This window comes from Ensifer adhaerens (genome assembly GCF_001270265.1).
GTDB classification, from domain to species: Bacteria; Pseudomonadota; Alphaproteobacteria; order Rhizobiales; family Rhizobiaceae; genus Ensifer; species Ensifer adhaerens_B.
In genome coordinates this window covers 1-12,622 of the sequence record NZ_LGAP01000033.1, presented here as the reverse complement: position 1 = coordinate 12,622, position 12,622 = coordinate 1, and the positions used below count along the sequence as shown (strand labels likewise).

The window sequence follows — 12,622 nt, the reverse complement described above, 5'->3', positions numbered from 1 at the left end:
AAATTTTGGCGGGGACGCCAGAGATAGGCATAACCACCATCAGCCAGCGAGCGCCAACCCTCCTTGGCGCCCAACGTCCCTCTCGATTTCGCGAACCAGGCTGTCGAGAGCTGGATTTCTCGACCTACGGGCGCGTCTCACAACATAGGCCAACGATGGCGGCAGCGGCAGGCGGTCGGTCATCATCTGCATTTCGCCACGGATATGGCGGTCACTCAACAACGCCACGCCCATGGCCGCGTTGACGGCCGAGACGATCCCGGCTGCGCTTGAACACTCAAAAACGGTTTCGAGAACAGCATCTTCCTGGCCGATGTCGAGCGCCCATTGTCGATAGAAACATTCGTCATCAAACGACAAGAACGGGATCGGCCCATCCTGTGGGAGTATCAACTCGGGATGCTTCACCCAATGAAGGCCTTCCCTATAGAGGATCACGTCGTTCGGACGCACCTCATGGCCAAAGACTTGAACGATCGCAGCATCAAGTTCGCCCCGTTCCAGCATGGCGCGAAGGACCAGGCTCATTCGCACCTTGGTGCGGACCGCGACGTTCGGATGAAGCCGCTTGAAGCGACCAAAGATGCGAGCAAGATCAGTACACGCCGTGTCCTCGGTAAGGCCGAGGGCAAGTCTTCCCGCGAGCGGAGTCTTGGAAAGACTTAACAGGGCCTCGTCGTGCAGCCCGATGATGCGAGTTGCATAGTCCAGCAGGTCTTCGCCGGCAGCCGTAAACATCGGCCCACCCGATTTCCGTCCGAGCAGTTCGCAGTCGAGGCTGACTTCAAGTCTTTTGATCTTATGGCTCACAGCAGACTGTGAGAGGCCGAGAGCGACTGCCGCTCTGGTAATGCCGCCATGTTGGCGGATTGCGGAAAGCGCACGCAAGGCGTCGATCTCGAGGCGGCGACTGTTCAGTTCATTCATGGCGATGTCCGTTTCGTTCTCTCGAGCGGGAAACATATCACGGACAACGTCGATCATGACACTGGCTCGCGAAAAGTCATGTCTCCATCTAAATTTGTCATGTGCACGTTTTGTGCGGTCCGCCTATCTGTAGATCGTATTCCTCGCAGCAGAGCGCCTGATGACCGACATCTCCCTTCCCTCCACCACCTCGAACCGCCACCCTCTCCTATGGCCATTCCTCGCCACCCTGCTGATCATCGGGTGGAGTTCAGGCTTCGTCGGTATCCGGTACGCAAACCAGGAGGCGAGCGTCATGCTTCTCCTGTTCTGGCGGACACTGCTTTCGGGATTGATCCTCCTGCCTTTCGCGTTGGCCATCGGGCCGAGCATATCCATGCGTGCGGTCAAAGATCAGGCCCTGTTCGGCATCATGGCCGTGTTCCTGTATCTGGGAGGCTTCGCGCTGGCCATCGAGCAGAAAGTGCCCACGGGGCTGGTCGCGCTCATCGCCGACCTGTTGCCACTGGCGATTGCTGCCCTTTCACAACCCGTCCTCGACGAACGGCTGACCTCACGGCAATGGCTGGGAACCGCAATTGCCGTGATCGGTGTTTTGATCGTGTCCTTCGACAGCCTCAGTTTCGGTACGGCCCCGGTCTGGGCCTACGGGCTAACCGTCGGTTCGATGCTGATCTTCGCCGTCGCCTCGGTCTTGCACAGGCGACGCAAGACGATAGCTATGCCTGTCCATCAGAGTCTTTGCATCCAGACACTGATGGGTTCGGTTCTCTTTGGCCTGTGCGCGTTGACGCAGGGCAGCCTCGCGCCACCGATGACCCGTGATTTCGCGGTCGGGATGATCTGGCTCGTTCTGATCGCAACGTTCCTCGCCTACGCCGTCTACTACACCAGTCTGCGACTGTTCCCCGTGGCCAAGGTCAGCGCGGCGATCTACCTCAGTCCACCGGTGACGATGCTGTGGGCCTGGATGTTGTTTTCAGAACCTCTGACAGGCGCGATGTTCGCGGGACTGGCGGTGACGCTGGTTGGCGTGTGGATGACTTCGCGCGCCTGAGTGCTGGCTTACGTGCGAACCAACGCAGCCGGGCTCGATCGGCATCGCCGCTCTCTACCCCATCACCTGATCCAATGATAAAAGCGCGCCCTATCGAAGACGAACGATAGGGTGTCCCCATGCACGAGGTGTTTCAGCTTCTGACGATCGCAGGCGTGTTTGTTCTAAGCGTGATCAGCCCGGGGCCGAATTTCGCCATCGTCACATCGACGGCGATGACCGTTTCCCGTCGCACCGGCGTCGTCGCCGGCCTGGGCCTGGCGGCGGCCTCCCTCACCTGGGCGCTGCTGGCCGTTGCCGGCATCGGCATTATCCTGACGCAGGTGCCGTGGATCTACACCGCCGTGAAGCTGGCGGGTGCCGCCTATCTGATCTGGCTCGGGTTCAAGATGGTGCTTGGCGCGCGCAAGTCGGTGGCGCTTTCCGATAGCCAGGGCATCACCGGCGCGACCGCGTTTCGCAAGGCCTATCTGGTCTCGATGACCAGTCCCAAGTCGATCGCCTTCTACGGCAGCATCTTCTTCGTCATGGTGCCGGCCCATGCCGCACCGTGGTTTTACGTGGCAGTCGTGCTGATGGCAGCCCTTGTTTCCTGTGTCTGGTATTGCGGCCTGGCGCTCCTGTTCTCGCATGGAGCCACACGACGGATCTTTGCCAGGGCGAAGACGGGAATAGAGACCACGATGGGTGTGGCCCTGATGGGCATGGGCGGAAAGTTGCTGCTCAGCCGCTAAGGCGTGAGACGAGGGTCGGCCCCACCTCCCGGCCGCCGAAACATTACAATAATATAATGATCTCAATGCTTCCCGGCCGGGCCGTTTGTCCCTATTTGCTGCTAGGATGAAGCGCGCCTGTGACGTTGGCGCTGGCAAAGCCAGGTATGGGGCCGGGTATGAGCATGAACAAGACAGGCAAGACGGCACGCACGGAGACCACAGCCCGCGAGGACGTGACACCCGTCGTCACCTTCATTCCCGGTGCTGCCCCCGTCCGACGCAAGCGCCGCACGCGCAGCTGGCTGTGGATCCCCGTCGTTCTCGCCGTCGTCGGCGCCGGTTATTACGGCTGGACGCGTTATGCCACGAATCCGACCACCGCTGCCATGGTCACCCAGGTTGTCGCGCGTGGCGACATCGAAAACAGCGTGACCGCCATCGGCACGCTCGACGCGATCAAGTCGGTCGATGCCGGCGCCCAGGTCTCGGGCCAGCTGAAAGCCCTGCATGTCGATATCGGCGACAAGGTCGAGCAGAACCAGCTCGTCGCCGAAATCGACCCCGCCACCATCGAAAACCGGATCGAGATCGACCAGGCCGAGCTTGCCAATCTGCAGGCGCAGCTCGTGTCGAAGAAGGCCCAGCTCGTGCTGAAGCAGGCCAATATCGACCGCCAGCGCAATCTGGTCGCCGCCAACAGCATCGCCCAGTCGACGCTCGACCAGGCAGTCGCGGATCTTGCCGCCGCCGAGGCTGACGTCAACGCCATCGAAGCGCAGATCCGCAAGCAGCAGGCGACGCTTGCCGGCGACAAGGTCGATCTCGGCTACACCAAGATTTTCGCGCCGATGGCCGGCACCATCGTCGCCAATCCGGCCAAGGAAGGCCAGACGCTGAACGCCAACCAGACGACGCCGACCATCGTCACCGTCGCAGATCTGTCGACCATGACCGTCAAGGCTCAGGTGTCGGAGGCCGATGTCGGCAAGCTCAAGGTCGGCATGGACGCCTATTTCACTCTGCTCGGCCAGCCGGGAAAACGCTTTGCGGGCAAGCTGCGCCAGATCCAGCCGATGCCGGACACGGAAAATAACGTCGTGCTCTATTACGCCCTCTTCGACGTTCCCAATCCGGACGGCGAATTGATGATGTCGATGAGCGCCCAGGTGTTCTTCCTGCAATCATCAGCCAAGGACGTGCTGATCGTGCCGAGTGCGGCGCTGCATGTGACCGGCGGGAAAGCGGGCGGACAAGGGGCCGGCAAGCGCGCCGACAACGCCGGCGGCAGGCCGGGCGCTGCCGGGGGCAGCGCCGAGGTGACCGTGGTCACGTCCTCGGGCGCGCTTGAAACCCGCACCGTCGAGGTCGGCATCCGCAACCGCGTCAATGCCGAGATCAGGAGCGGCTTGAACGAGGGCGACACCGTCGTCGTCGCCACCGGCTCCGATACCCCGGCGAGCGCCCCCCGCGGCAGCCAGCGCGGCATGCGCATGCCGCCAATGTTCTGAGGACAATTTAGAGATTGGCCATGACCCCGCTCCTCTCGCTCCGGCACGTCAGCAAGACCTATTTCAACGGCGATCTCGCCGTCGAGGTGCTGCACGGCGTCTCGCTCGATATCGAGGCCGGTGAGTTCGTCGCGATCATCGGCCAGTCCGGCTCGGGCAAGTCGACGCTGATGAACATCCTCGGCTGCCTCGACCAGCCGACCGAGGGCGATTATCTCATCGACGGCGAGCGGGTCTCCGGCTTCGACACCGACGAACTGGCGGCACTGCGCCGGCGCACCTTCGGCTTCGTCTTCCAGAGCTACAATCTCATTCCGACGGCAAGCGCCCAGGAAAACGTCGAGGTGCCCGCCGTCTATGCCGGCATGTCGGCGCGCGATCGCCACGACCGCGCTGGTGCCCTGCTGCACCAGCTGAAGCTCGGCGAGCGGCTCGACCATCGCCCGAACCAGCTTTCCGGCGGCCAGCAGCAGCGCGTATCGATCGCCCGCGCGCTGATGAATGGCGGCCGCGTGGTGCTGGCCGACGAGCCGACCGGCGCGCTCGACAGCCAGAGCGGCTCCGACGTCATGGCGCTCCTGCGCGACATGAACGACAAGGGCCACACGGTCATCGTCATCACCCATTCGCGCGAGGTCGCCGAACAGGCCGACCGGCTGATCGAGATCCATGACGGCCGCATCGTCGCCGACCGCACCAAGAAGAGCCGCGCCAATCCCGAGGCGGCGCGGGCGCTGAGCCAGACGGTGAGCGAGGGCTCGGCTGCGATCGCCGACGTCACGGAGGCGGTCAAGATGGCGCTGCGCGCCCTGCGCGCCAACCTCTTCCGCACCATCCTCACCCTGCTCGGCATCGTCATCGGCGTCGGCTCGGTGGTCGCCATGCTGGCGATCGGCACCGGCGCGCAGGATTCCGTGCTCAACCGCATTTCCTCCATGGGCTCCGACCTCTTGGTGGTGAGGCCGAGCATGGCGAATTTCCGCGGCAGCGCCGGCGGCAGCAACGTCACCCTCGTTCCCGCCGATGCCGACGCCATTCTCGAAGTGCCGAACGTCGCTTTCGCCGTGCCCGAATTGACCAGCAACGTCACGGTCCGGCGCGGCAATGTCGACTACCAGACCAGCGCCAACGGCACCGTGACGCAGTTCACCACCGCCAAATCCTGGAAGATGCAGCAGGGCGAGTTCCTGACCCAGGACGATATGGATACCTATGCGCCGGTGGCGGTCCTCGGCCAGACGGTGGTCAAGACGCTGTTCCCGGAGGGCGACAACCCACTCGGCCAATATGTGCTGGTCAACAAGATCCCGTTCCAGGTCATCGGCGTGATGGCGGAAATGGGCGCCACCTCCTTCGGCAACGACCAGGACGACGTCGTGCTCGTGCCGCTGACGACCGGCAGCATGCGCCTCTTCGGCCAGCGCAACGTGCGCACCATCACCGTGCAGGTGAAGGACGCCGCCGCCATCGACATCACGCAGCAGACGATCCAGGCGCTGCTCGACCAGCGCCACAAGCGCCAGGACACACAGATCACCAACATGTCGTCGGTGCGCGAGGCCTTCACCGAAACCTCCAACACGATGAAGCTGTTCCTGGGCTCGGTCGCTGCCATCTCGCTGCTCGTCGGCGGCATCGGCGTGATGAACATCATGCTCGTCTCGGTCAGCGAGCGCACCCGCGAGATCGGCGTGCGCATGGCAACCGGCGCGCGCCAGCGCGACATCCTCCTGCAGTTCATCATCGAGGCGCTGGTCGTCTCGGCGATCGGCGGCACGCTCGGCGTCGTGCTTGGCCTTGCCACCGGGGCGCTTGCCGGCCAGTTCGGCATGCCCGTCGCCTTCACGCTCGGCCCCGTGGCGCTCGCCTTCGCCTGCGCCTTTTTGACCGGCCTCGTCTTCGGCTTCCTGCCCGCCCGCAACGCCTCGCGCCTGCAGCCGGCCGTGGCCCTCAGCGCCGATTGAGGCAATGTCTATGGCGTGCGGCAGCCAGTGGACAAAGCACGCCGCGCCACCCAAGATGGCATTGTGCAGCCTGCGGGTGTGATTCGCGATGTGGAAGATCTTTGCAGTTCTCTATAGCCTGGCCTTTGTTTTCGGCCTGGTCTTTGTCGGCTATCTGATCGCGAGCGGCGCGTTGCTCGGCGTATCGTCCGTCGGCTGGATCATGATTTACACGAGCTTGTTCATGGCGCTCGGCACGACAATTGGCCTCGTTGGCTACGCCTTCAATCTGAACGTCCCTCCACTCGCACTCTGGCGGCCATTCAGCTGGCTTACCGGGGTTTGGGCGCTCTTGGCGTCCTACACCAGCTTCACGAAGTTCCTGTCCGTGGCCGCGAGTTCGTCCGGCAACGATCACATCACCAATGTTCTCTGGCTGTCACTTGCTCTTGCCATCCATTGCTTCAGCTGGCTCGGCGTGTGGCGTTATGGCCGCCGTGTCTCACGGCAAGGCGCCCCCGCGCGCTGATGCGTGTTGCGGAAGCTGCGCGGCGGCTTTGCGATAACGGCATGTTCAAGAACAAATGCTCACAGCACGGCGGGCGGCCTCAAGGTTCCACACCCGATGATAGACTAGTCGGATTGCGCGATCGAGGATGGAAGGCCGCAATCGTTGCCGGTTTCAGTGTCCGGAAGTGAGGACAGTTGGTCAGTCTCATTCTCTACAGCGATCAGATCGTCCCCGAGTGTTCCGCACTTGATAACAGGCTCCTGGAATTGCTGAAGACGCGCGGCACAGGAAAACAACTCGCCTATATCGCATCCGGCCCGGAGCCGGACCGCAGTTTCTTCCAGAGCGGCCAGGCCTATTACGACCGATCCGGCCTTGATCTGTCGCTGTTCTTCGATCTCGACGAACCGCATTCGGCAGAAGCGATCGCAGCGCTTTTCGCCTGCGACGCCATTCATCTGTCCGGTGGACATACGGGCGGATTTCTCGAGCGATTGAAACGCAGCGGCATGATCGGGCCGCTCCGGGATTGGGCGCTCGCAGGCGGCATCCTGATCGGCGTCAGCGCCGGCGCCATTCTCATGACCCCGACGATCGCGACGGACGCCCTCTTTATCGGGCAGAGGCCCGAAAACGTGACGGATGGCGATGCGCTCGATCTCGTGCCGTTCGAGTTCTTCCCGCACCTCAATGACGAGGCCACGTACGATCTGCTGCGCTACAGCGCCCATACGCCGAGGCCGATCCTTGCCTGCAACGATGGGGACGGTGTCGTCGTCGCCGGCGGGCGGGTCGAATGCGTGGGAAGTCCGCTGTGGGTCTCCGGCGGCGCCGTCCTGGCAGCCGGCGAGATCGAGCTCCACGGCTTCTCGATATCGTACGATTTCTGAGATGCGCAGCGTTTGCCTCACCGACCGCGCCGACGAGACCATCTCTTATGCTTTGCGGCCTACATCACCCCTGCCCGCGCGGCCTCGGCATGCCGTGTCGTCACCGAGATTTCCCGCGGCGAGGCCGGCGCGCGCTCCGAGCGCCTTCCGCGCTGCGCCTCGACAGGCGTGATGCCAAGGTCGTCCAGACGCTCTGCGTCCAGTTCACGCAGTTGCTGCAACTGCCAATACCGCGAGCGCGGCGAGGCGGAGAGATAGAGACCGAGTTCGCGGATCATGTCGAACACCCATGTTTTGTTCCTAACCATGGGAACAGTCTGCGCCTCGACATTCCATAAAAGAAGGTTAGCATTCATATCCAACGCATAAGAGAAACTTTGATATGAGTGCCCTCAACCTCGACTACCTCAAAACCTTCTCGCTGGTCGCCGAACTCGGCAGTTTTTCTGCCGCCGCAGAGCGCCTGGGGCTGACGCAGCCGGCCATCAGCCTGCAGGTGCGTGCACTGGAAAAACAGCTCGGCGTGCGCCTGGTCGAGCGCGTCGGCCGCACGGCCAGGCCAAGTGCCGCCGGGGAAGAACTGCTCGCTCATGCGGGCCGCATCGAGGCGGCGACGAACCAGGCCGTCGAGGCAGTGGCACGCCACGCCAAGGGCGTTCTCGGGCGCGTGCGGCTCGGCACCGGCGCCACCCCTTGCGCCTTCCTGCTGCCGCCCCTGCTCGCCGATCTCAAGCGTCGCTTTCCTGACCTCGACATCACGGTGACGACGGGCAACAGCGCCGACATCGTCAGGGCGGTCGACGACAACCTCCTCGACATCGGGCTGGTCAGCCTCCCCGTCTCCGGTCGCATTTTCGAGATCACGCCGCTCTTCGACGAGCGCTTCGTCGCCATTGCCCCGGCGGAGACCTCGCTCCCCGACACCGTGACGGCCGAGACATTGGCGCAACGACCGTTGATCCTTTACGAGCCGGGCGCCAATACCCGCCGGCTCACCGACGAATGGCTGGCGGCGTCCGGCATCGCCATCAAACCGGTCATGGCGCTCGGCAGCGTCGACGCGATCAAGGAAATGGTCGCCGTCGGCCTCGGCGCCGCCCTCGTTCCGGAAATCGCGCTCCGCGCCGCCGATCGCGAACACCTGGTGGTGCGGCAGGTCGCGCCACCACTCTCGCGCCGCTTCGCCCTCGTGCTTCGCCGCGACAAACGCCTCGACCGGGCGCTGCGCGAAACGATTGCCGCGTTGAAGACGCTGGCCGCGCTGGAACTTGAGCCCACGCGCCGGGCGCCCGCCCGGTGAAACGCGAACGTCCGCGGCGATCAGAGATGCCGTATCTCGGCCGGTGTCGAACCCCAATCGTCGTTGAGGCCATCGAAATAGGTGACGGGTGCCCTGACCAGTTCGTCGATATCGACGCCATCGAGGCAGGCGATGTTGACGTTGTAATAGGTGTGCCCCGTCATGTTCGGCATCTCGATCCGCTCGAACGGGCGCACGCCGCACTGCCGGCAGAAGAAATGGTGGGCGACCGGGTTGCGCCCGCGATAATCCGTCAGTTCCGCCTCGCCCGCGAGCAGGCGGAAAGCCGAAGGCGTCACCTCCACCGACCAGAGCCGCATCTTCGTGCACAGGGTGCAGTTGCACTTTCCCGTCCCGGCACTCAGGTCCACATCCGCCTCGATGCGCACGGCGCCGCAGTGGCAACTTCCGCTATAGGTCTTCAGCATTCGCCCCTCCCGCCTCGCCTGAAAAGCACCCCGAATTTAAGGTCTTACAACGTGCGCGCGTGATATCCGACGCGACGCGTTTAAGCCGCGCAACTATGTCACCGGTCGCGGCGATTGAAAATCGCGGTCATGTCGCGATGCCATCAAGCAGTCACGACGCGGTTTGGTCCGTGTCAGCGGTGTCGTAAGGCAGACGGCACAAAGGGGCTGTTTGGTCTTGCTCGTGCAAACGCCCGCGCGATGGTACATTGCCGTGCCTTGGACAATTCCCTCTCGACCCGGGGCCACCTACAGCGCCGCGCGTCTTATCAGACGCGCAAAGGTCGCTGTAGTGCTTTGAATTGCTGCATGTTTTTATCCTTAAATCGGCTACGATTTAAGGAAACATGCAGTAGTGCGCAATGGAGGTTTCTCGTGGTCAATCCTGCACCGGCACCGGCTTCGCTGCGCATCCCGACCTTCGACGATGTCCGGGCCGCGCGGGCACGCATTTCCGGCGCGGCGCACCGCACACCGGTTTTGACATCGCGAACTGCGGACGCACGAGCCGGAGCGGCCATTTTTTTCAAGGCAGAGAATCTGCAGCGCGCAGGAGCTTTCAAGTTTCGTGGTGCGTACAACGCCATCGCTGCGCTGGACGCGTTCTCCCGAAAAAATGGTGTCGTCGCCTTTTCCTCAGGCAATCACGCACAGGCACTCGCCTATGCCGCCAGGCTCCAGGGTGTTTCGGCAACGGTGGTGATGCCGCGCGACGCTCCGGAGATAAAGGTGGCGGCGACCAAGGGCTACGGAGCGGAGATCGTCTTTTATGATCGGTATACGGAAGATCGTGCGGAGATAAGCCAGCGCCTTGCCGCCGAACGGGGTGCGGCGCTCATTCCTCCCTATGACCATCCGGATGTCATCGCCGGACAGGGTACCGCAGCGCTGGAACTGATCGAGGACGTCGGGGAGATCGACTTGCTCGTCGTGCCGCTGGGCGGCGGCGGTTTGCTTGCCGGCAGCGCGCTCAGCGCCAGGGCGCTGTTGCCCGCCTGCACCATTGTTGGCGTCGAGCCCGAGGCAGGCAACGACGGCCAGCAATCATTGCGAAAGGGCGAAGTGGTCCAGATCCCGGTGCCGAAGTCCATCGCTGATGGTGCGATTGTCACCCATGTCGGCGCCCACAACTTCGCCATCCTGAAAAACAAGGTCGATGACATCGTCACGGTTACCGATGCCCAACTGGTCGAGACGATGCGGTTCTTTGCCGAGCGCATGAAGATCATCGTGGAGCCGACCGGCTGCCTGGCCGCGGCGGGCGTTTTGCATGGCGCAATCGCCTGTGGCGGCGCGCGGGTCGGCATTCTGTTGAGCGGCGGCAATATCGATCTGAAGACCTTCAGCGCACTTCTGGGCGGGCGCTGAAGCGGCGTGTCAGCTTATCCTTCGTTTGCATCAATGCTAATATGTCGACGATCGGGGGAATGGGGGTCGTCGCCATGGTCGAGGGACAAGCGTTCTACTACGTCCTGGTTTGGATACTGGCCTTTGCCGTCTGGTTTTTCCTCTTCCGATGAATGCGAGAGATAGTCGACCCTGGCGCGCGGGTGCTTGAGCAGTCTTCTTCGCCGCGGCGCGGTTTCCGGTGTGCGCGACAAACAGGAGATCGTGGCGAAGGCTGCGTTTCGATGCGGCTTTCTGTGCCGCCTGGCATTCAACTCGGCCCGGCTCTTCAAATCTTCGATGACCACCGTCATTCAGCTGCACCGATCGGAAATCGGGTGGGCGCTGCTCCTTGCCGACGATACTCAGGGCGCCTCAACCAAGAGGAGCAAGTCCATGTCCATGCTGCAGAACAAGATCGTTATCGTCACCGGCGCCTCATCGGGCATCGGCAGAGCGGTCGCAGAACTCTTCGCCGCCGAAGGCGCGAAGGTGGTTTTGAACGCCCGCACCGAAGCGCCGCTCAACGCCGTGGTGGAGGCCATCCGCGCCGAGGGCGGCGAGGCGATCGCCGTCAGCGGCGATGTCATCGAGGAAGACACGCACGTCCGGCTGGTCGAAGCCGCCGTCAACCGGTTCGGCGGCCTCGACATCGCCGTCAACAATGCCGGCGCCGTTGGCGCTGTCAGGCCGCTTGCTGAAATCACAGCCGTGGAATGGCAGGAGGTGCTGGCCGCCAACTTCACCTCCGCCTTTCTCGGCGCCCGCCACCAGATTCCGGCGATGCTGAAGCGCGGCGGCGGCGCGCTGGTCTTCACCTCCACCTTCGTCGGCACCAGCGTCGGCATCCCCGGCATGGCCGCCTATGGCGCCTCCAAGGCGGGGCTGATGGGTCTGGTGAAGGGTATCACCGCCGATTACGGCGCCAGCGGCATCCGCGCCAATGCCCTGCTTCCCGGCGGCGTCGACACGCCGATGGGCGGCAGCAAGGAGCAGAAGGAGTGGGCCGCCGGCCTGCACGCGATGAAGCGCATCGCCCAGCCCGACGAAATCGCCCGGGCTGCACTGTTCTTGGCAAGCCCGATGGCAAGCTTCGTCGCGGGTGCTGCGCTCTACGCCGACGGCGGCAACGCCGCAGTCAAGTGACGATAACGGCGGCGCCGTTTTCGGGCGCCGGGGCAAATTGCCCCGGCGCCTGCCGCAGAACGCCTTGGTCCGGAGTCGATGTCAGCGAAGTCTATCCCGTGAGGTGCAAGCATCAGAGTGGAATTGCCGTCGTCTCCTTGCCCGTGCGGATCACGAACGTGGTGTAGTAACGAGCAACATTGCTCTCATCCCGGAAAAGCCGCTCGGTCAGGGCATCGAGTTCTTCCATGTCCTTTAGCCGCAGCATCAGAAGGGCGTCGGTCTCGCCGCTGACGCTATAGGCCTGGACCACGGCCGGCTCGGCGGCGGCGAGATCGAGGAAGCGGCGCACATATTGTTCGCCGTGGCGCTCCAGCTCGACCGTGATGATCGCCTTCACCGACCTGCCGGCCTTCGCCGGATTGAGAATGGCAACAACGCGGTCGATGACCCCGGCTGACCTCAACCGCCTGATGCGGCGCAGGCAGCTGGATGGCGACAACCCGACTTCGGCGGCAAGATCGGCATTGGTGCGCGACGCGTCCTGCTGCAGGAGGTTGAGAAGTTTTCTGTCGATCCGGTCCATTTCATCCCCCTTTGTCGTCGCGTGCAATTTTATTGCACAAACTCGCATATTTTGACCACAACTGCGAACGGCCTCGCGCTAGGTCGTGTGGACACTTACCTGATCCAGAGGACGATGGCTGCGATTGTGACGACGGCTCGGTAGTTTTGTGCCGTTTTCTCGTAGCGCGTGGCTACTCTGCGGAACTGCTTGAGTTTTGAGAAGCA

The 12,622-nt window shown here is 63.0% G+C and carries 14 protein-coding genes and 1 pseudogene; 9 read left to right on the top strand and 6 right to left on the bottom strand.

All coding sequences use genetic code 11. The features are described from left to right. Window positions 1-39: 39 nt before the first annotated feature. Entirely contained in the window at window positions 40-927 is an 888-nt protein-coding gene (locus AC244_RS29610; RefSeq protein ID WP_053252463.1) for a LysR family transcriptional regulator, read from the bottom strand. Between the two features lie 160 nt (window positions 928-1,087). Here AC244_RS29610 and AC244_RS29605 point away from each other — a divergent pair, with 160 nt between their 5' ends. The 6 genes from AC244_RS29605 (at window position 1,088) to AC244_RS29580 (ending at window position 7,552) form a co-directional block, all read left to right on the top strand. Next, complete coding sequence (locus AC244_RS29605) at window positions 1,088-1,984, top strand: DMT family transporter (protein WP_053252405.1); 897 nt, start codon at window positions 1,088-1,090, stop codon at window positions 1,982-1,984. A gap of 119 nt (window positions 1,985-2,103) precedes the next feature. Then, complete coding sequence (locus AC244_RS29600; RefSeq protein WP_053252404.1) at window positions 2,104-2,718, top strand: LysE family translocator; 615 nt, start codon at window positions 2,104-2,106, stop codon at window positions 2,716-2,718. 164 nt (window positions 2,719-2,882) lie between these two features. Beyond that, entirely contained in the window at window positions 2,883-4,208 is a 1,326-nt protein-coding gene (locus AC244_RS29595; protein ID WP_053252462.1) for an efflux RND transporter periplasmic adaptor subunit, read from the top strand. A gap of 20 nt (window positions 4,209-4,228) precedes the next feature. Beyond that, window positions 4,229-6,172: a MacB family efflux pump subunit gene (locus AC244_RS29590; protein ID WP_053252403.1), complete on the top strand. Its 1,944-nt coding sequence runs from the start codon at window positions 4,229-4,231 to the stop codon at window positions 6,170-6,172. 88 nt (window positions 6,173-6,260) lie between these two features. Continuing rightward, entirely contained in the window at window positions 6,261-6,680 is a 420-nt protein-coding gene (locus AC244_RS29585) for a hypothetical protein (protein WP_053252402.1), read from the top strand. 176 nt (window positions 6,681-6,856) lie between these two features. After that, the gene (locus tag AC244_RS29580; RefSeq protein ID WP_152976166.1) at window positions 6,857-7,552 is read left to right on the top strand and encodes a Type 1 glutamine amidotransferase-like domain-containing protein; all 696 of its coding nucleotides are present in this window, start codon (window positions 6,857-6,859) and stop codon (window positions 7,550-7,552) included. 59 nt (window positions 7,553-7,611) lie between these two features. Here AC244_RS29580 and AC244_RS29575 read toward each other — a convergent pair whose 3' ends face one another. Next, a complete protein-coding gene (locus AC244_RS29575; RefSeq protein ID WP_152976165.1) occupies window positions 7,612-7,860 on the bottom strand; it encodes a hypothetical protein in 249 nt (82 codons plus the stop codon). A gap of 74 nt (window positions 7,861-7,934) precedes the next feature. Between AC244_RS29575 and AC244_RS29570 the strand changes: the two genes are divergently transcribed. After that, window positions 7,935-8,852 (top strand): LysR family transcriptional regulator, encoded by a 918-nt coding sequence (locus AC244_RS29570; protein ID WP_053252400.1) that lies wholly within the window; start codon window positions 7,935-7,937, stop codon window positions 8,850-8,852. Between the two features lie 20 nt (window positions 8,853-8,872). Here the strand turns inward: AC244_RS29570 and AC244_RS29565 are convergent, their stop codons facing one another. Continuing rightward, window positions 8,873-9,280, bottom strand: a complete 408-nt coding sequence (locus tag AC244_RS29565; RefSeq protein WP_053252399.1) for a GFA family protein — start codon at window positions 9,278-9,280, stop codon at window positions 8,873-8,875. A gap of 258 nt (window positions 9,281-9,538) precedes the next feature. On the opposite strand from AC244_RS29565, the gene AC244_RS29560 reads away from it, so the two are divergent. After that, window positions 9,539-10,687 (top strand): threo-3-hydroxy-L-aspartate ammonia-lyase, encoded by a 1,149-nt coding sequence (locus AC244_RS29560; protein ID WP_234717067.1) that lies wholly within the window; start codon window positions 9,539-9,541, stop codon window positions 10,685-10,687. Between the two features lie 14 nt (window positions 10,688-10,701). Here the strand turns inward: AC244_RS29560 and AC244_RS37300 are convergent, their stop codons facing one another. After that, window positions 10,702-11,019: a hypothetical protein gene (locus AC244_RS37300; RefSeq protein ID WP_161807916.1), complete on the bottom strand. Its 318-nt coding sequence runs from the start codon at window positions 11,017-11,019 to the stop codon at window positions 10,702-10,704. 82 nt (window positions 11,020-11,101) lie between these two features. Here AC244_RS37300 and AC244_RS29555 point away from each other — a divergent pair, with 82 nt between their 5' ends. Next, window positions 11,102-11,851 carry an SDR family oxidoreductase gene (locus AC244_RS29555; RefSeq protein WP_053252459.1) on the top strand — a complete coding sequence of 250 codons (750 nt, stop codon included), beginning with the start codon at window positions 11,102-11,104 and terminating at the stop codon, window positions 11,849-11,851. Window positions 11,852-11,963: 112 nt separating this feature from the next. Here the strand turns inward: AC244_RS29555 and AC244_RS29550 are convergent, their stop codons facing one another. Both AC244_RS29550 and AC244_RS29545 read right to left on the bottom strand, forming a co-directional pair. Then, window positions 11,964-12,416, bottom strand: coding sequence for an Lrp/AsnC family transcriptional regulator (locus AC244_RS29550; RefSeq protein ID WP_053252398.1), 453 nt, complete (start codon window positions 12,414-12,416; stop codon window positions 11,964-11,966). 95 nt (window positions 12,417-12,511) lie between these two features. Further along, window positions 12,512-12,622 (bottom strand): annotated as a pseudogene (locus tag AC244_RS29545) (IS5/IS1182 family transposase); the annotation flags it as partial.